Origin of the sequence: Saccharicrinis sp. 156 (assembly GCF_050589685.1) — a bacterium.
In the GTDB taxonomy this organism is placed as follows: Bacteria; Bacteroidota; Bacteroidia; order Bacteroidales; family Marinilabiliaceae; genus Saccharicrinis.
The window spans coordinates 32127-48296 of the sequence record NZ_JBNGOS010000016.1 but is presented as its reverse complement, the minus strand read 5'-3'; the positions used below and the strand labels follow the sequence as shown (position 1 = coordinate 48296).

Sequence of the window (16170 nt, the reverse complement as noted above, 5' to 3'; positions counted from 1 at the left end):
AACTGTTGTCATTCTTTACCGTTTTCTCTTCGTATCATGAGCAGCAACCCGATAATCCACATGAGTTAAAACGAAGCATTCCTTCCTTCATCAACTGCAATAACACACGCACACAAACTTTGCCTCCAGCGTTAAGGAACTTTTTCGCAATGTTTAATTTCATGTATCAAGTTATCGATGTTTTATGGTAGATACTCCTCATCAATATTCCCCATGCTTTTAAAAAGGTTTATTTTTGCCTGAGGGTTCAATTTCTCGAATTGATTGATCATTTGGCGGGTAGTATTTCGGAGCGTATGGTCTTCGTAAGGACATTCCTTTTTAAGCGATACGAACTGCTTTATCCGGGCATATTCCTTCATCTCATTGTTGGTGAGTAATATCAAGGGACGAATAACTTCAATATTGCCGTCGAACATGGAAAGTTTGCCCGGAATAGAAGATATATTTCCGTGCATCAACATATTCATCATTAAGGTTTCAATGGCATCATCCAGATGGTGGCCGAAAGCCACCTTTTTAAAGCCGTTTTTTTGTGCGAAGTCGAAGAGCTCTTTTCTTCGGTTCCACGAGCATGTAAAGCAGGGTTTTTTGTCTGGTTTTTCTTCAATGCCGGCATGTGTGGTTCTGACATGGAGAGTGACATGGCGCACTTCGCAAAAACGGGACAGAAATTCCCTGTCTATTTCGTAGGGCACATCATCGGTAACAATATGTATGGCATGAAGCTCGTAATCGATGGGTAAAAACTTCCTTCTTTCGGCAAGGATATCCAACAATGCCAAGGAATCCTTGCCCCCGGAAACAGCAACAAGAATTTTATCATTGCCTTCCACCATTTTATATTGGTTGATGGCTTTGCCAGACAGGTTTATGACTTTACGGAGAAAGTTTTTATCTGATTTATTCATTAAATACCAATTCGTTAATAAAATTAGCGTAATTAGCAATCAAAAAAAAATCCCGGCGCTGCATGCAGGCCGGGATTATATAATTTAATAGCGTAAAACTATTAGCTTAGTGAAAAACGCTTAAACTCAGTTACCGTTAAGCCATTGCTGGTTTCTGTAAGATATTGCTTGATAGACTTTTTGTTATCTTTAACAAAAGCTTGCTCCAGCAAAGTAGATTCTTTGTAGAATTTACCTAAACGTCCTTGTGCAATTTTATCAAGCATAGCTTCAGGCTTACCTTCTTCTTTTGCTTTCTCTCTACCAATTCTTAGTTCTTGCTCAACAATATCAGCAGGAACAGAATTTTTGTCTACACCTACAGGAGCCATAGCGGCAACTTGCATTGCTACATCTTTACCGGCCTGCTCATCAAAATCAGTCTGGTTAAAACCTACAATTACAGAAAGCTGGCTACCGGGGTGAATATAAGAAATTACTTTTTCGGCAGAAATAGTAGCATAATCTTCCACCTCGATTTTTTCACCGATAACACCAATCTGCTCGGTGATTACATCCTTAACGGTTACGCCGTTAATTTCCAGTTCAAGAATTTCTTGCTTGGTTGTAACATCGCTGTTAAGCGCTGTTTCAAGTATAGAATCAGCTAATGCAACGAAGCTTTCGTTTTTACCGACGAAGTCTGTTTCGCATTTTAAAATTAAAACAGCACCTTTTTTACCGTCAGCGCTTACCAAAGCCCTTGAAGAACCTTCTGTAGTTTCACGATCGGCACGTTTATTAGCCATTGCCTGACCTTTTTTACGGATGATTTCAACAGCAGCGTCGAAATCGCCATCAGTTTCGGTTAATGCCTTTTTACAGTCCATCATACCGGCTCCGGTCATTTTTCTGAGTTTGCTTACGTCAGCAGCTTTAATCGCCATGATAATATCTAATTTAGATGGTTAAATTATTCAGTTTTACCTTCTTCTTTTGGTTCTTCAGGTGCTTGCTTTTCAGCAACCTCAACTTTTTTAGCTGCTTTTTTTTCGGCAACCTCAACTTTTTTAGCTGCTTCTTTTTTAGCAGGTCTATCTTTTTTGGCGGCTGCCTCAGCTTCGCGGTCTACTTTTCTTTCGCTCAATCCTTCTTCAATGGCCTTAACCATGATGTCTGTGATTAATTCGATAGACTTTGTGGCGTCATCGTTAGCTGGAATTATGAAATCCAAATCGGATGGGTCAGAATTTGTATCCACCACACCGAAAACAGGAATATTCAGCTTCTTGGCCTCGCGAACCGCGATGTGCTCTTTCATTACATCGATAACGAACATGGCAGCAGGCAGACGAGTAAGGTCAGCAATACTTCCCAATGTTTTCTCTAACTTCGCTCTCTGACGAGTAATTTGTAAGCGCTCTCTTTTCGAAAGGTTTTTCCAAGCTGTTGGGTCAGCCATCATTTTATCGATAGAACCCATTTTCTTAACTGCTTTACGGATTGTAGGGAAGTTGGTAAGCATACCGCCCGACCAACGCTCAACCACGTAAGGCATGTTAATACCTTTCATTTTCTCAGCAATAATTTCTTTTGCTTGCTTTTTAGTAGCTACAAATAAAATTTTTCGTCCAGATCTTGCAATCTGTTTTAATGCGTCAGCTGCTTCTTCAATTTTAGCAACTGTTTTATGAAGATCGATAATGTGGATACCGTTGCGCTCCATAAAAATATAAGGAGCCATTGCTGGGTTCCACTTTCTTTTTAAGTGACCGAAATGTACACCGGCCTCTAATAATTCATCGAAATTTGTTCTTGCCATTTTTTCTTTTTTAATGTCGTTTACATTCTTTAAATATCAACCGCTAAGTAGCCAACTTTAGTCTGTCAGTTTATAATGTAATAAGTTAATAAAGTACACAGCGTACTTTAAACTATACAACTTTCAACTCAAGAGAGGGTCCTAGCAGTTTAGATACTAAACGCACCCGAAAAATATTAACGCTTACTAAATTGAAATTTCTTACGAGCTTTAGGCTGACCTGGTTTTTTACGCTCAACAACTCTTGCGTCGCGAGTCATAAATCCTTGTGCTTTTAAAGCTGGTTTATTTTCTTCGTCAATTTTCACTAGTGCACGCGAAATAGCCAATCTAATAGCTTCCGCCTGGCCTTTGATGCCACCGCCATATATATTCACCTTAATATCATAATTCTCAGTTACACCTAAAGTTCCTAAAGGTTGAGTTACGATATATTGTAGGATAGGTGATGGAAAGTAATCTTTAAGATCACGCTTGTTGACAGTAATTTGTCCTTTACCTTCACCCAAATAAATACGAGCCACAGCAGCTTTTCTTCTACCAATTGCGTTTATCACTTCCATACTCATTACTTATATAAGTTTAAATCAATTGTTTTTGGCTTTTGCGCTTCTTGTTTGTGTTCTGCTCCAGCATATACAAATAAATTGCTGAATAGCTGACGACCCAAACGAGTTTTTGGCAACATGCCTTTTACAGCTCTCTCTACAAGTCTCTCAGGACTTTTTGCAAACAATTGTGCAGGTGTTACATCTGTACGTCCCCCAGGAAAACCTGAGTGATAAAAGAAAGTTCTTCCTTCCCACTTGTTTCCAGTCAAACGAACCTTGTCTGCGTTGATAATAATAACATTATCTCCACAATCGACATGTGGTGTATAGTTTGGCTTGTATTTGCCGCGTAGCAATTTTGCTACTTTTGAAGCCAAACGACCTACAACCATGTCTGCCGCATCTACTACAACCCACTCTTTGTTGGCGGTTGCTTTGTTTGCCGATACTGTTTTGTAACTTAAAGTATTCACAGTCTTCTCTGTTAAAAAATTAAACTAAAAATTATTACAAAAATACAGTTTCAAACAGTGTAACAATCTAGCTTTCAAACCTATGGATACCTACTTCCCATCGAAGGTATACGCTTAAGTTGTTCAGTTATATTGTTTTAAACTGTTCGGCACGAATAATAATCGGCCGCAAAAGTACAGTTTATTTTTCTTTTAACCCAACTTTTTTTTAAAAACATGCATGAGTTTCGTGATGGAGAATAAAAAAGTAAGCCGGCTGGTTATCTTATAGTTATGAAACTTTGGTTAATGATCGCCAGGAATTGTTGCATATGTGGGTTGAAACTTCAATAATTTATTTCGATATAGCTATATTTACCTTCGAACTTAATTTTTAATAATGAGCGAACACAATAAATTTATGGCTCGTGCCATTGAACTCTCCATTAACAACGTGAATGGTGGCGGAGGTCCCTTTGGTGCGGTGATAGTAAAAGATGGGGAAATAGTTGGGGAAGGGTTCAATCAAGTATCTACGAGCAATGATCCTACTGCGCATGCCGAAGTAACGGCTATTAGAAATGCAGCCAGAAAACTGAACAGGTTTGATTTGTCGGGCTGTACCATTTATACATCATGCGAGCCTTGTCCTATGTGTCTCGGGGCGATTTATTGGGCCAGAATAGAAAAAATGTATTATGGGAACACCAAAAAGGATGCGGACAGCATTGGCTTCAATGATGATTTTATCTACCAGGAAATCGATAAACCGATGAGCAAACGTCAGCTTTCTGCAATCCAGCTGATGAGAGACGATGCTTTGACCGCGTTCCGATTGTGGGATGGTAAAAACGATAAGACTGAATATTAATAGTCTAAGCGATTTGTAGTTTAGTAAGGATTGGAATGAGGTTGGGTAAAGAATATTATAGCAAGGATGCCGTAGCACTGGCAAAGGATATGTTGGGAAAGACCTTGGTCAGGAGATTTGGGGATGGGACCGAGTTGCGTGCAAAGATTACGGAGGTTGAAGCATATTGCGGAGCGGAGGATTTGGCTTGCCATGCCAGCAAGGGGAGGACCAGGCGTACCGAGGTAATGTATAAAGAAGGGGGTAGGGTTTATGTATATCTGATATATGGTATGTATTGGATGCTGAATTTCGTGAGTGGAAAGGCAGATCATCCGCAAGCGGTGTTGATAAGAAGCATTGAAAATGTTACGGGACCGGGAAGGGTAGGGAAGGTATTGCGGTTAGACAAGAGTTTTTATGGTGAAGACTTAATGAAATCTGATAGGATTTGGGTGGAGAAAGAACCGGATGTGCAATCTGTTGTTATTCGGGTTTCAAAAAGAATTGGAATTGATTATGCCGGTGAATTTTGGGCGAACAAACCGTGGCGGTTCTTTATTTAGCCATTCTGTACGAAGTGGTTAAAGACAGGTCTTTGGCCACTAAACGCTGTAGTTTCTGCTTAAGTCCATCAATGCGTCTGGTATCCGCCGGTATGGCCATGCCATTGCTCATTAGGACGGTTTGGGAGGCGAAATCAACTTTTCGTACATGGTTCAGGTTTACCATAAATTGCATGTGACACCTGTAAAACATATACGATTGGAGCATGGCTTCGTATCTTCGCAAAGGCTTGGAGGTTTCGATAGCTTTTTGGGAAGCGAAATGAAACTTTGATTTACCGTATAACGATTCTCCGCAAATAATGTCCGATATTGATACGGAAGTTATCCTATCGGAACTTTTTAATATAATTTGCTTTTGATGATGGCCTATTTTGGTATTGGTAAATAGGGTTTGGATCTTCTTGTGGTATCCTTCTTCAACCAAGCTCGAAATTACCTGATCAACGGTTACTATGAATTCGCTAATGTCTAGCGGCTTGTAAATAAAATCTATGGAAGCAAAGCGGATATCTTCCAATGCGTATTCCTGGTATGTCGACATAAATATCACCTTGTAGTCAAGGTCGGAACTTTTTTTTATGACGTCCAAGGCGGTGCCACCAATAAGGTGAATGTTAAGGATGGCAATATGGGGCTTGACGCGATATAGGGAGTCTACTGTATTGTTCACGGTGTCCGACAAAGCCACAATATCAATAGAGGTGAAGTTCTGAGCCAGTATTCTTTCAATCGCATCGCGCACTCTGAAATCATCATCGGCTATTAGCACCTTAACTTTCTTCATGACGTCAATTCTTATAGAGTTTTACCGTTTTTTTATTTTCTGAATTAAATTCTGAATCAGGTTTTATTATTGGTATCTCAATCTTGATGAGCACCCCACTCTTATCCGCGGTGACCATGTGCTGGTCTATCATTACAAACGATGTTGGCCTTTTGGTCACTTTTTCTATTACTTGAAGTCTTTCGTTGGTAATTTGAACAGCCATAGATTCGTGTTTGACTCCATTTTCTTTGGCCATCTTCGAACCGGCAAGTCCTATGCCATTGTCTTCAATCTCAATAAGTAAATTATTTTTTTTAATCGAAAAGCGAATTTCGACCAATCCATTTTTTTCTAATGATTTTAAACCATGTTCCACCGCATTTTCAACAAAAGGTTGCGTTATCATTGGGGGAATAAGGGTGTTTTTTGGGTCTATCTCTTTGTCGAATTTTATGTTGTACGAAAAAGGTTGCACAAAGCGCAGTTGTTGAAGCTTTAAATAATAGTTTAGCATACCCGTTTCTTCCTCAAGGGTTACGTATTCCCTTTGCGAACTGCGTAATACCTGCCTCATTAACCTGGCGAAATCTGACAGGAACCTGGATGAATTCTCCATGTCATTTTCTAGTATAAAAACTTGTATTGCACTCAGTGCATTGAATATGAAATGGGGGTTCATTTGTGAACGTAACAGACGCTGTTGCATCAGGATGCTCTTGTAGCCTTCTTTTAATCTGGTCTGACGGTATATTAAAACTGTTGCTGCTATTAGTGCTATTATGAAAAAAGCAAAATATATAATCGCCTTTTTTTGTTGCGAAATTAATTCCTTTTGTAAGTTGGTTTCGCTATGTAATTGCTGAATTTGCGATTTGGCCCTGTCGGCTTCGTTTTTAGCCGTCATTACTTCAATATGCCTAAGGTTTTCTTCGTTAAAGATACTGTCTTTGTATGCTTGGGATATTTTTAGGTAGGCAAGTGATGCTTTAAGGTTATTGACTTTCTCGTATGCATCTGCCAAGAGCCTTGCGCAAATTTCAATCTGGTATTTTGAGCCAATGTCTTCTGCAATAGCAAGTCCTTCTTTAAGGTTTGTAATTGCATTGTCGTAATCATATACCTGCAGGTACGTCTCCCCTAATATGGTATAGCTCGATGAAACATTTATTCGGTCTCGTGTTTTTTCGTTTAAAACTAAAGCCCGTTTTAAATATTTTAGTGCTTGCGTATAGTCTTTTTTTAGCCGATAGGTATCTCCAATGCTGTTGTAACAAATGGCTTGCCCCACTTCTGAGTCAATTTGGGTGTTGTAATCTAGTGATTGATAAAAATATACCAGTGCAGAATCCAGTTGACCCAGGTTTTTTAGCGCCTCACCAATATTGTTGGCATTAATGGCTTGTCCCAGCACATTGCCTCTCACTTCTGCTATTTCAAACGACTTTTTAAAATATTGCATTGCGGCACGGAACCTGGCAAGTCCTAAATAAACGTTTCCTACTCCGTTATAGGCAATACCCACCTGAAAAGAATCATTTATCGATTCCGCTATCTCCAATGCCTGCATGTGCAATTCCATGGCTTGGCTATTTTCGTCAACCCTCCTGTAAATAACAGCTGCCATGTTAAGGTAATTGGACAAAAGCGATTGGTCATTTATCTCTTTGCCCAGATCCAAAGCTTTGGTTGCATACTGAATTGCAATACCGTACTCTGATCTGTTCCGGTGTCTTTTGCTGACCAGATGATAGATGTTGGAGAGCGGTACCTTAAAATTATTTTTTAAGGCAATGTCTTCTGCTTCTTTCAGGTATTCGTCAAATGCTGTGGCGGTAGTAATGTTATTGTTGTAATAAGTCTGAGACTGGTTTATCAAGTTGGCGACTACAATGGAATCTGTTTCTCTTATCGACAAAGGTACTTCCTCAAGTATTATTTCTTGAATGTCGCTGTTTTTGCTGGTACATGCAGCCAAAACAAACAATAGTAGCCATATGTGGGAGAGCTTGATCAAGAGAATATAATGTTTTTGCTAAATGTATTAAAATATACTCACAACCAATGGGTTGAGCCGTGCACTTTTATTAACGAGTTATTAACAGGAATATGGCGGGAATGGAAAAAGCTTCAAGGAAAGCCCCGTGTTAGCGAGGCTTATAGTTCTTGTTGTTCTCAATTAGTTTTTGAGCGCCATTATTCGGCTAATGTATTTGCCAAGTATATCAAACTCAATGTTAATTATGCTGCCCTCCTCGATTTGATGAAAATTTGTAAAGTCGTGTGTGTATGGAATTATAGCCACAGAGAACCTGTCGTCTTTGCTATTGACTACCGTTAAGCTAACTCCGTTTACGGTTACAGAACCTTTTTCCACCGTCATATAGCCTTGGGCAGCTTTTTCTTTGTTAATATCGTACTGGAAGGTGTAATACCAGCTTCCGTCTGCTTCCTTTACCTCAATGCATTTGGCGGTTTGATCTACATGGCCTTGTACAATGTGCCCGTCCAAACGGCCGTTCATGATCATGCTTCTCTCCAGGTTAACTTTGTCGCCAATTTTCAATACACCTAAGTTCGACTTGTCAAGTGTTTCCTGAATTGCAGTTACCGTATAGGTTTTATCGGTTTTTTTTACCACAGTTAAGCAAACTCCGTTGTGAGCAATGCTCTGATCGATTTTTAACTCATCCACAAACGAACATTCCATGGTAATATGTAAGTTGCTTTGTTCTTTTTCCAGGCCAACAATGACTGCCGCCTCTTCAACAATTCCTGAAAACATATCTTTAATTTTTTAAGTTTTATCTAAACGGTGCAAAATTAATACTATTTACCGAATTATACATGTACCTAAAAAAGGTGACATCATTTTGGCATGAATTCCAAGATTGTCAAACTGTTTATAGCGAAGGAATAGGTATGTCTTTGCAAGCGTTCCAAGATATTTTGACCGGTAAAGATTAAACGAATGGGTATTTTTTGTTTCTTTGATGTTTATATGTAAATCAAAGCTGTAGGTCATGAGCATTACTGTTAAAACCACTTATTTAGGAAACCTGAGGACGGAAAACACGCATCTTCAGTCGGGGGCTAAAATAATTACCGATGCCCCAACGGACAATAGGGGAAAGGGCGAAGCTTTTTCTCCAACCGACCTGTTGGCAACTTCACTGGGTAATTGTATCATGACTATTATGGGCATTAAGGCCATGGATAACAATATTGATATTGAAGGAACGCAGTTGGAAATTACAAAAATAATGGCCGCGGATCCGCGCAGGGTTGCAGAGGTTGTTTTAAATTTTAAATTTCCCGATAAAGGTTATAGTGACGAACAGAAACAACTTATTGAAAGTGTGGCAGGAAAAAGTCCGGTGCCTTTAAGTGTTCATGCCGATCTTAAACAAACCATAAAATTTAATTGGTAGATAGTTGATATGATTTTAGTAACAGGAGGTACTGGTTTAGTTGGGGCGCACTTATTATATCATTTGTTGGTGGATGGTGAACAAGTTCGGGCTTTAAAACGAATCACTTCAGATGTTGAAAAGACCCGATTTGTATTTAATTTTTATGGGGAGTCTGGAAAAAAACTATTCCATAAAATAGAATGGATAGATGGCGATCTTCTGGACTATGAATCATTAGAAACGGCTTTAGACAATATTGAGGTAGTCTATCATACCGGAGCGCTGGTTTCTTTTAATCCTTCGTTAAAGGATGAGATGATGGATGTAAATGAGGAAGGTACGGCAAATCTTGTTAATATTTGTGTGGATAAAAACATAAAGAAATTCTGCTTTGTAAGCTCCGTGGCCACATTGGGAAACTCCAAAAATGGGGAAATGATCGATGAATTTTCCTATTGGCAGGGAGGTAGAGACCATTCTGCCTATAGCATAAGTAAATTTAGGGCCGAGATGGAGGTGTGGAGAGCCACCAAAGAAGGATTAAATGCCATCATTGTAAACCCGTCGGTAATTATTGGCCCCGGCGACTGGGGACAGGGGAGCCCTAAAATTATAAAAACCGTTTATGAGGGGTTGAACTTTTATACACCCGGCGGTACCGGGTTTGTTGATGTGAGAGATGTGGCTGATGCAATGATTAAACTGATAAAGAGCGACGTAAATAACGAACGTTTTATTTTAAATGGGGCTAATTTGTCTTACCGGTCATTCTTTGAGCAAGTGGCAGATGGACTGCAGGTTAAGTTGCCGAGGTTTAAAGCCGGTAAGCGGTTGATTGGGTGGGCCTGGAAGTTTGAAAAGGCAAGAAACATACTGTTTGGCTCCGAACCATTGATTACCAGGGATTCTGCCCGAACATCTTTAAAAACTACCAGATATTCCGGGAAAATGATTTCGGACTGCGTCGCTTTTGAATATACGCCAATGGAGGATACCATTAAGGAAACCACACAGTACTTTCTGGATACAAACGTTTAATTAAATACTTTGCGCAAATCATAAAAAACCTCGATTCTACTTCTTCACCTTAGAAACACCTCCGGAAACGATAAACTTCATAACCTCTGCCGAGTTAGCCTCGATAGGTGTTATTTGTTTTTTGGGAACAACATACAGGTCTCCAAGCATTCCGTATGAGCTGGGGAGATAGACGCCAACCATTTCGTTTACCCCTAGCTCCTCAAGTTTTGTATTGGTGATAAATCCGAAACGATTTAATATCCCTGCTTCGTCCAATTTAACAATTACGGGTTGATTAAATTTCTTCTCCCCGCCTACAAAGGCAGACAATAAATCTTTAACCGAAGTATATATCATTTTAACCAGTGGGGCTTTTTTCATCATTCTGTCGTAAGCAACCGAGATGGGGGATGAAATCATACGCTGCCCGATGTATCCTATAAGTGTCAGAAGGATCAATATCAAGGCTAATCCCACTCCTGGGAAATTGTATTTGGCTAAAAAGCCTTTTTGGAAAAATTCACGGTCCATCAGCAATCCGTCTATCCATACAATAGCAATAACTATAACATAAATGGTCACCGCCAAAGGAACTACATAAAGAATTCCCTGAAGAAAATATCGTATCAGCTTTTTCATTAATTAAATATCAAAATGTATGTGTCAGGACAAAAGATAATATCCGTGCTAATTTGTATTATAAGTTGGCCAGTTCCTCCTTTTGCTTTTTGGTCAGCTTTGAAACTACCAGGTCGTATGAGTGATCAATCAGTTCTTTTACAAAATCTGGTTTCAAACTGCCGTCCATTTCTAAAGTGTTCCAGTGTTGTTTGTTCATGTGGTAACCGGGGTTGATGGACTCATATTCCTCGCGAAGTGCTATGGCTTTTCCCGGGTTGCACTTTAGGTTGATAGATAAATCCCCCTCTAAATTTCCAAGCGCGTACATCTTGCCCATCACTTTAAACACCAAAGTAACTTCATCAAAAGGCAGTTCCTCGGTGGTGCCTTTTTTCGACATGCAGTATTCTCGTATTTCTTCTATGTTCATGGTTGACTAAATTTTCATAGGTTGACTCAAATATAAAAAAATAAGCTTCTCACTATGATATTTTAATGAAAATAACGGCGGATACGGTGTGTGAAAAATGTGAAACAAAATATTTTAGCTATTGGCCATTAACAGATCCATTTTCCGTCGAAACTGAATATTAGGTAATGTAATTTTGAAAAGGGAGAAATCGCGATATCTCTTATTTATTCAACTTCGCGATCGACCCGCTCAAAATGAACATGGCGCTAGTTTACAGGTGGATAAAACGCTTCTTCAATGTGATTTATCTTCCAGGTTTTATTTTCAGGTATCACAGAAACCACATCAAACCTTACTTCTAAATCAATGTCGTTTTCCATAATGTATGCTTCCGTGGCATCCACTAAGAAACGGATTTTAGAATTTGTTATGGACTCTTCGGGGTGTTCCCACTCTTCAGTTGAACGGGTTTTGATTTCGGCTATAATCAAGAGTTCATCTTTTTGGGCTATCAAATCAATTTCTTTGTGTTTATAACGCCAGTTTTGCGCCAATATTTTGTAGCCATTGCTGGCTAAGTAATGAGCAGCAATCTGTTCCCCTTCTTTCCCTAATTCGTTATGTTCGGCCATGGTTTTTGTTTATTAAAATACAATTTATTTACATTTACAACAATTTATACAGAGGCACAGGACACAAGGTTTTTAGACGGAGATCAAACTTGCTTCACTTTCCGTTACGTTCAATTCTACCTCATCACCAAAAATTAAAGGATAATTGGTTTCAATATGACCCGAAGGAAAATTAAAAGCCACGGGATAATTATATTCTGACACACTTTTATAAATAATTTCCTCAATAGTTTCGCCAAAGGGTGTTTCATTGTCCTTCATTTCGGTAAACTGACCTACTATTAATCCGGACAGCTTCTCAAGAACCCCTCCCAACTTAAGGTTAAACATGGTTCTATCCAAATGATATAAATATTCGGACAAATCCTCTATAAAAAGAACTTTACCCCTTGGATCAAAATCGAGTTGTGTACCTCGCAGCGCATGAATGATTGACAAATTACCTCCCACCAAGACTCCTTTGGCAACGCCTAACCTATTGTATGGATGAGGGTTAATCATGTATTGAGGTGTTTCGCCTTCTAAAAAAGAAAACAATATTTCAACATCTGCAGATGTCTCCGTGTAATTCAGAAAACTTTTTGTCATTGGTCCATGGATGGAGGCCAGTCCATTCTTTTGAAAGGCAGCATGTAAAACCGTGATGTCGCTAAAACCTATAAGCCACTTTGGATTTTCCTTAATTTGGGTAAAGTCTAACTCACTCACATACCTGATTGTCCCATAGCCACCCCTTGTGCATAAAATGGCCTTTACCTCATCATCATCCATCATTTGCTGCAAATCATTTTTACGGTTTTCATCTGTCGCAGAAAAATTAAAATGATGATTGTTGATGTGTGCGCCAAGTTTAGTTTTGTAGCCCATCTGTTCAATTCTGAGGCAAGCTTGTTCCACTGTGCTAAAATCGATTCTGCCTGCAGGTGCCACAATGCCAATAGTATCACCTTTTTTTAAAGAAGGAGGATGTATCATTTTTTTTAGACTTTTAGATGTTAGATTGGAGATAATAAAATATTTAATCCCCCTCTTAAAAACCAAAAATAGTAAAAACAACCCGTTTTTATCACATAGAAACTAATTCGTGTAAATTCGTGTAAAATCGTGGTCAAAACCTTATCTTTGCGCAATAATGTCTGATTTAGATTAATCCGTGCTTTGTTTTGGCCGGATTTTTATTTTTATTATGCAATAAGCGCTTTAAGAAATGGATAATTTTAAAAGAACACTGATTACAACTGCTTTACCCTACGCAAACGGACCTGTGCATATTGGTCACCTGGCCGGAGTTTATGTCCCTGCTGACATCTATGCCAGATATTTACGAATGAAAGGTGAGGATGTATTGCTGATAGGCGGCAGTGATGAGCATGGTGTGCCTATTACGCTTAAAGCCAAAAACGAAGGTGTGACACCACAGGATATTGTAGACCGGTATCACGGTATCATTAAAAAATCCTTTGAGGATTTTGGGGTAACCTTTGATGTGTATTCCAGAACCACATCGGATACCCATTACGAAACGGCTTCTGACTTCTTTAAGACTTTGTACGACAAAGGTGAGTTTATCGAAAAAGAATCAGATCAGTACTACGACGAAGAGGCCAAACAATTTTTAGCGGACAGATATATTACGGGAACTTGCCCTAGCTGTGGTAACGACGGTGCCTATGGCGATCAGTGTGAAAGTTGTGGGAGCTCGTTAAATGCCACAGACCTTAAAAACCCTGTATCGGTTATTTCGGGAAGTGTGCCGGTGGTCAGAAAAACCAAGCACTGGTATTTGCCGTTGGATAAACACGAGCCGTTCCTAAAGAAATGGATTTTAGAGGATCACAAAGAATGGAAAGCCAATGTGTACGGACAGTGTAAATCGTGGATTGACCATGGGTTGCAGCCCCGTGCGGTGAGCCGTGATTTGGACTGGGGTGTTCCGGTCCCTTTAGAGGGAGCTGATGGCAAAGTGCTTTATGTTTGGTTTGATGCACCTATCGGATATATTTCGGCCACCAAAGAGTTGACCCCTGAATGGGAAAAATACTGGAAAGATCCGGAAAGTCGACTGCTTCACTTTATTGGTAAAGACAATATTGTATTTCACTGTATTGTTTTTCCATCCATGCTTAAAGCTGAAGGTTCGTATAATTTACCTGAGAATGTTCCTGCCAATGAGTTTCTAAATCTTGAAGGGGATAAGATTTCGACCTCACGCAATTGGGCCGTTTGGTTGCACGAGTATTTAGAGGATTTTAAAGACCAGCAAGATGTGCTGCGATATACCCTTTGCGCCAATGCGCCCGAAACCAAAGACAACGACTTTACCTGGAAAGATTTTCAGGCTCGTAACAACAATGAGTTGGTTGCCATACTCGGAAACTTTGTGAACAGGGCCATCGTGCTAACCCATAAGTATTACGAAGGTAAGGTTCCTGCCATGGGTAGCGCCGTCGATGATTTTGATAAGGAAACATTATCTCAGATTGATGTAATCGTTAAAAAAGTTCAAACGAGCTTAGATCATTTCCGTTTCCGTGAGGCGGTGAAGGAAATGATGAACCTGGCCCGCCTTGGAAATAAATACCTGGCAGATACTGAGCCTTGGAAAGTAATAAAAACGGATGAGGAACGCGTAAAGACTATTATGCACATCTCACTTCAAATAACTGCAAACCTTTCTGTTTTAATGGAGCCTTTCTTGCCATTTAGTGCGGTTAAGTTGCAAACCATGCTAAACCTGTTTGGTGTTAACTGGGAAGATTTGGGTAGAACAGATTTATTAGCTGAAGGACACGAAGTAAATAAGCCAGAACTGTTATTTGCCAAGATCGAAGACGAAACTATCCAAAAACAATTGGATAAGCTGGAAGCTACTAAAACAGCCAACGAAGCCGCTGCCAAAACTGTTGAGCCGGCTAAGGAAAACATCAGCTTTGATGATTTTACAAAAATGGATATTCGTATCGGAACCATTTTAAGTGCCGAGAAGGTAGCCAAAACCAAAAAACTTTTAAAACTTGAAATAGATACAGGAATCGACAAAAGAACTGTGGTTTCAGGTATTGCCGAGTTTTTTAACCCTGAGGATATTATTGGCAAACAAGTGAATATCTTGGTCAACCTGGCTCCCAGGAAGATTAGGGGAATAGAATCTCAGGGTATGATATTGATGGCTGAAGATGCGGATGGCAAGTTGGTGTTTATTCAACCAGGACAAGAGGTTAAGCCAGGTTCTGGCGTAAGGTAATAAAGGTGCCCCCTGTAGTAAATAGGCATGAGTTATTTATAGTGAATAAAACGCAGCTAAAAACGTGAGATTTAACACCGTTTAACTTTTTTTTGTATCGCTTCACGCTAATATGACCTACATTTGTAATGTAGATTTTTTTTCATAGATTTAGATTTGGTTAACAAAGCTGATTTTAAGGGTAAAGGATAGATGTTTCCATCTATCCTTTTTTTTATGCCTGAATTTTCTTACGCAGCAACTATTCCTTTATAATATTTTTTTGATTTATTCCGACCTTTTGACTTTTCCTTGCATGTGCGGACTCCGTATTGATATATGACAGGAAGCGTTGTTTATATTCTGACAAAGTCGTTTGAACGAATAAATTGGGCCACTCTTTGCCTACTCTTTAAGTTTTTGAGTTTTCTTTCTGTCCTTGTGGCTTCCGACCTTGTGCTAAACTCTTTGTAGGCAAACAAAACCCAAGGTGCATATCTTCGTGTTGAAATTACTTTTCCGCCATTGTGTTTCAACAGCCGGGAACTTAAATCCTCTGTCTGACCGTAATAATACTTGTCAAACTTCTGTGAATGCAATATGTAAGTACAATATTTCATAAACAAAAAAGCGCCCAGGATGGAAGCTCCCGAACGCCTTAGTTTTCAATGTGGAGAATATCGGAATCGAATCCCGAAAATTCCAAAACTTTTGGTTTTGATGTATTTTCGAGGATCCTCGAATTTACAGGAAAACACGGTTTTCGTAAATTCGGGACCGCCGACCTTTTGACTAACCGTTATAAGGTATGTCACCGCAAACGCTATACTTAAATTGAGTTGCGATAAAGCAATGTGCCAAAAGCTATGTTATAACAAAGTCGTTTGAACGAATAAATTGGGCCACTCTTTGCCTACTCTTTAAGTTTTTGAGTTTTCTTTCTGTCCTTGTG

The 16170-nt window shown here is 39.4% G+C and carries 18 protein-coding genes; 5 read left to right on the top strand and 13 right to left on the bottom strand.

Going from position 1 to position 16170, the window contains the following annotated elements; genetic code table 11:
- Nucleotides 1-182: 182 nt before the first annotated feature.
- The 5 genes from ACRD64_RS11720 to rplM form a co-directional block, all read right to left on the bottom strand.
- Nucleotides 183-911, bottom strand: a complete 729-nt coding sequence (locus ACRD64_RS11720; RefSeq protein ID WP_430933548.1) for a tRNA lysidine(34) synthetase — start codon at nucleotides 909-911, stop codon at nucleotides 183-185.
- A gap of 101 nt (nucleotides 912-1012) precedes the next feature.
- Nucleotides 1013-1837 (bottom strand): translation elongation factor Ts, encoded by an 825-nt coding sequence (gene tsf / locus ACRD64_RS11715; RefSeq protein WP_430933547.1) that lies wholly within the window; start codon nucleotides 1835-1837, stop codon nucleotides 1013-1015.
- 26 nt (nucleotides 1838-1863) lie between these two features.
- Nucleotides 1864-2712: a 30S ribosomal protein S2 gene (gene rpsB, locus ACRD64_RS11710; RefSeq protein ID WP_430933546.1), complete on the bottom strand. Its 849-nt coding sequence runs from the start codon at nucleotides 2710-2712 to the stop codon at nucleotides 1864-1866.
- A 176-nt stretch (nucleotides 2713-2888) separates the two neighbouring features.
- Nucleotides 2889-3275: a 30S ribosomal protein S9 gene (rpsI, locus tag ACRD64_RS11705; RefSeq protein ID WP_027473237.1), complete on the bottom strand. Its 387-nt coding sequence runs from the start codon at nucleotides 3273-3275 to the stop codon at nucleotides 2889-2891.
- Between the two features lie 5 nt (nucleotides 3276-3280).
- Nucleotides 3281-3736: a 50S ribosomal protein L13 gene (gene rplM, locus ACRD64_RS11700; protein ID WP_430933545.1), complete on the bottom strand. Its 456-nt coding sequence runs from the start codon at nucleotides 3734-3736 to the stop codon at nucleotides 3281-3283.
- Between the two features lie 379 nt (nucleotides 3737-4115).
- On the opposite strand from rplM, the gene ACRD64_RS11695 reads away from it, so the two are divergent.
- Both ACRD64_RS11695 and ACRD64_RS11690 read left to right on the top strand, forming a co-directional pair.
- The gene (locus ACRD64_RS11695; protein ID WP_430933544.1) at nucleotides 4116-4586 is read left to right on the top strand and encodes a nucleoside deaminase; all 471 of its coding nucleotides are present in this window, start codon (nucleotides 4116-4118) and stop codon (nucleotides 4584-4586) included.
- A 35-nt stretch (nucleotides 4587-4621) separates the two neighbouring features.
- The gene (locus tag ACRD64_RS11690; protein WP_430933543.1) at nucleotides 4622-5131 is read left to right on the top strand and encodes a DNA-3-methyladenine glycosylase; all 510 of its coding nucleotides are present in this window, start codon (nucleotides 4622-4624) and stop codon (nucleotides 5129-5131) included.
- Here the strand turns inward: ACRD64_RS11690 and ACRD64_RS11685 are convergent.
- From ACRD64_RS11685 to ACRD64_RS11675, 3 genes are all read right to left on the bottom strand, one after another.
- Nucleotides 5124-5918: a LytR/AlgR family response regulator transcription factor gene (locus ACRD64_RS11685; protein WP_430933542.1), complete on the bottom strand. Its 795-nt coding sequence runs from the start codon at nucleotides 5916-5918 to the stop codon at nucleotides 5124-5126. The two genes, ACRD64_RS11690 and ACRD64_RS11685, sit on opposite strands and share 8 nt — an antisense overlap.
- Nucleotides 5919-5922: 4 nt before the next feature.
- Nucleotides 5923-7875 carry a tetratricopeptide repeat-containing sensor histidine kinase gene (locus tag ACRD64_RS11680; protein ID WP_430933541.1) on the bottom strand — a complete coding sequence of 651 codons (1953 nt, stop codon included), beginning with the start codon at nucleotides 7873-7875 and terminating at the stop codon, nucleotides 5923-5925.
- A gap of 201 nt (nucleotides 7876-8076) precedes the next feature.
- Nucleotides 8077-8682 (bottom strand): riboflavin synthase, encoded by a 606-nt coding sequence (locus tag ACRD64_RS11675; RefSeq protein WP_430933540.1) that lies wholly within the window; start codon nucleotides 8680-8682, stop codon nucleotides 8077-8079.
- Between the two features lie 238 nt (nucleotides 8683-8920).
- Between ACRD64_RS11675 and ACRD64_RS11670 the strand changes: the two genes are divergently transcribed.
- Together ACRD64_RS11670 and ACRD64_RS11665 are read left to right on the top strand one after the other, a co-directional pair.
- Complete coding sequence (locus ACRD64_RS11670; RefSeq protein WP_430933539.1) at nucleotides 8921-9328, top strand: OsmC family protein; 408 nt, start codon at nucleotides 8921-8923, stop codon at nucleotides 9326-9328.
- 9 nt (nucleotides 9329-9337) lie between these two features.
- Nucleotides 9338-10348, top strand: a complete 1011-nt coding sequence (locus ACRD64_RS11665) for an NAD-dependent epimerase/dehydratase family protein (RefSeq protein WP_430933538.1) — start codon at nucleotides 9338-9340, stop codon at nucleotides 10346-10348.
- Between the two features lie 36 nt (nucleotides 10349-10384).
- Here ACRD64_RS11665 and ACRD64_RS11660 read toward each other — a convergent pair whose 3' ends face one another.
- The 4 genes from ACRD64_RS11660 to ACRD64_RS11645 all read right to left on the bottom strand — a co-directional run bounded on the left by ACRD64_RS11660 (nucleotide 10385) and on the right by ACRD64_RS11645 (nucleotide 12970).
- Nucleotides 10385-10969: a DUF502 domain-containing protein gene (locus ACRD64_RS11660; protein ID WP_430933537.1), complete on the bottom strand. Its 585-nt coding sequence runs from the start codon at nucleotides 10967-10969 to the stop codon at nucleotides 10385-10387.
- A 58-nt stretch (nucleotides 10970-11027) separates the two neighbouring features.
- Nucleotides 11028-11381, bottom strand: a complete 354-nt coding sequence (locus ACRD64_RS11655; protein WP_430933536.1) for an MmcQ/YjbR family DNA-binding protein — start codon at nucleotides 11379-11381, stop codon at nucleotides 11028-11030.
- 248 nt (nucleotides 11382-11629) lie between these two features.
- Nucleotides 11630-11995, bottom strand: a complete 366-nt coding sequence (locus ACRD64_RS11650) for a YraN family protein (protein WP_430933535.1) — start codon at nucleotides 11993-11995, stop codon at nucleotides 11630-11632.
- Between the two features lie 72 nt (nucleotides 11996-12067).
- Nucleotides 12068-12970 (bottom strand): S66 peptidase family protein, encoded by a 903-nt coding sequence (locus ACRD64_RS11645; RefSeq protein ID WP_430933534.1) that lies wholly within the window; start codon nucleotides 12968-12970, stop codon nucleotides 12068-12070.
- Nucleotides 12971-13202: 232 nt separating this feature from the next.
- Between ACRD64_RS11645 and metG the strand changes: the two genes are divergently transcribed.
- Nucleotides 13203-15239 (top strand): methionine--tRNA ligase, encoded by a 2037-nt coding sequence (metG, locus tag ACRD64_RS11640; protein WP_430933533.1) that lies wholly within the window; start codon nucleotides 13203-13205, stop codon nucleotides 15237-15239.
- Nucleotides 15240-15574: 335 nt separating this feature from the next.
- On the opposite strand, the gene ACRD64_RS11635 is transcribed toward metG, so the two are convergent.
- On the bottom strand, nucleotides 15575-15838 hold the full coding sequence (locus ACRD64_RS11635; RefSeq protein ID WP_430933532.1) for a GIY-YIG nuclease family protein: 264 nt from the start codon (nucleotides 15836-15838) through the stop codon (nucleotides 15575-15577).
- Between the last annotated feature and the right edge of the window lie 332 nt (nucleotides 15839-16170).

What these genes read in the sequence shown, in the direction of transcription:
- ACRD64_RS11660 (WP_430933537.1), bottom strand. Translation starts at nt 10,969, where the DNA reads ATGAAAAAGCTGATACGATATTTTCTTCAGGGAATTCTTTATGTAGTT.
- ACRD64_RS11720 (WP_430933548.1), bottom strand. Translation starts at nt 911, where the DNA reads ATGAATAAATCAGATAAAAACTTTCTCCGTAAAGTCATAAACCTGTCT.
- rpsB (WP_430933546.1), bottom strand. Translation starts at nt 2,712, where the DNA reads ATGGCAAGAACAAATTTCGATGAATTATTAGAGGCCGGTGTACATTTC.
- tsf (WP_430933547.1), bottom strand. Translation starts at nt 1,837, where the DNA reads ATGGCGATTAAAGCTGCTGACGTAAGCAAACTCAGAAAAATGACCGGA.
- metG (WP_430933533.1), top strand. Translation starts at nt 13,203, where the DNA reads ATGGATAATTTTAAAAGAACACTGATTACAACTGCTTTACCCTACGCA.
- ACRD64_RS11655 (WP_430933536.1), bottom strand. Translation starts at nt 11,381, where the DNA reads ATGAACATAGAAGAAATACGAGAATACTGCATGTCGAAAAAAGGCACC.
- ACRD64_RS11675 (WP_430933540.1), bottom strand. Translation starts at nt 8,682, where the DNA reads ATGTTTTCAGGAATTGTTGAAGAGGCGGCAGTCATTGTTGGCCTGGAA.
- ACRD64_RS11670 (WP_430933539.1), top strand. Translation starts at nt 8,921, where the DNA reads ATGAGCATTACTGTTAAAACCACTTATTTAGGAAACCTGAGGACGGAA.
- ACRD64_RS11690 (WP_430933543.1), top strand. Translation starts at nt 4,622, where the DNA reads ATGAGGTTGGGTAAAGAATATTATAGCAAGGATGCCGTAGCACTGGCA.
- rpsI (WP_027473237.1), bottom strand. Translation starts at nt 3,275, where the DNA reads ATGGAAGTGATAAACGCAATTGGTAGAAGAAAAGCTGCTGTGGCTCGT.
- ACRD64_RS11650 (WP_430933535.1), bottom strand. Translation starts at nt 11,995, where the DNA reads ATGGCCGAACATAACGAATTAGGGAAAGAAGGGGAACAGATTGCTGCT.
- ACRD64_RS11695 (WP_430933544.1), top strand. Translation starts at nt 4,116, where the DNA reads ATGAGCGAACACAATAAATTTATGGCTCGTGCCATTGAACTCTCCATT.
- ACRD64_RS11635 (WP_430933532.1), bottom strand. Translation starts at nt 15,838, where the DNA reads ATGAAATATTGTACTTACATATTGCATTCACAGAAGTTTGACAAGTAT.
- ACRD64_RS11645 (WP_430933534.1), bottom strand. Translation starts at nt 12,970, where the DNA reads ATGATACATCCTCCTTCTTTAAAAAAAGGTGATACTATTGGCATTGTG.
- ACRD64_RS11665 (WP_430933538.1), top strand. Translation starts at nt 9,338, where the DNA reads ATGATTTTAGTAACAGGAGGTACTGGTTTAGTTGGGGCGCACTTATTA.
- ACRD64_RS11685 (WP_430933542.1), bottom strand. Translation starts at nt 5,918, where the DNA reads ATGAAGAAAGTTAAGGTGCTAATAGCCGATGATGATTTCAGAGTGCGC.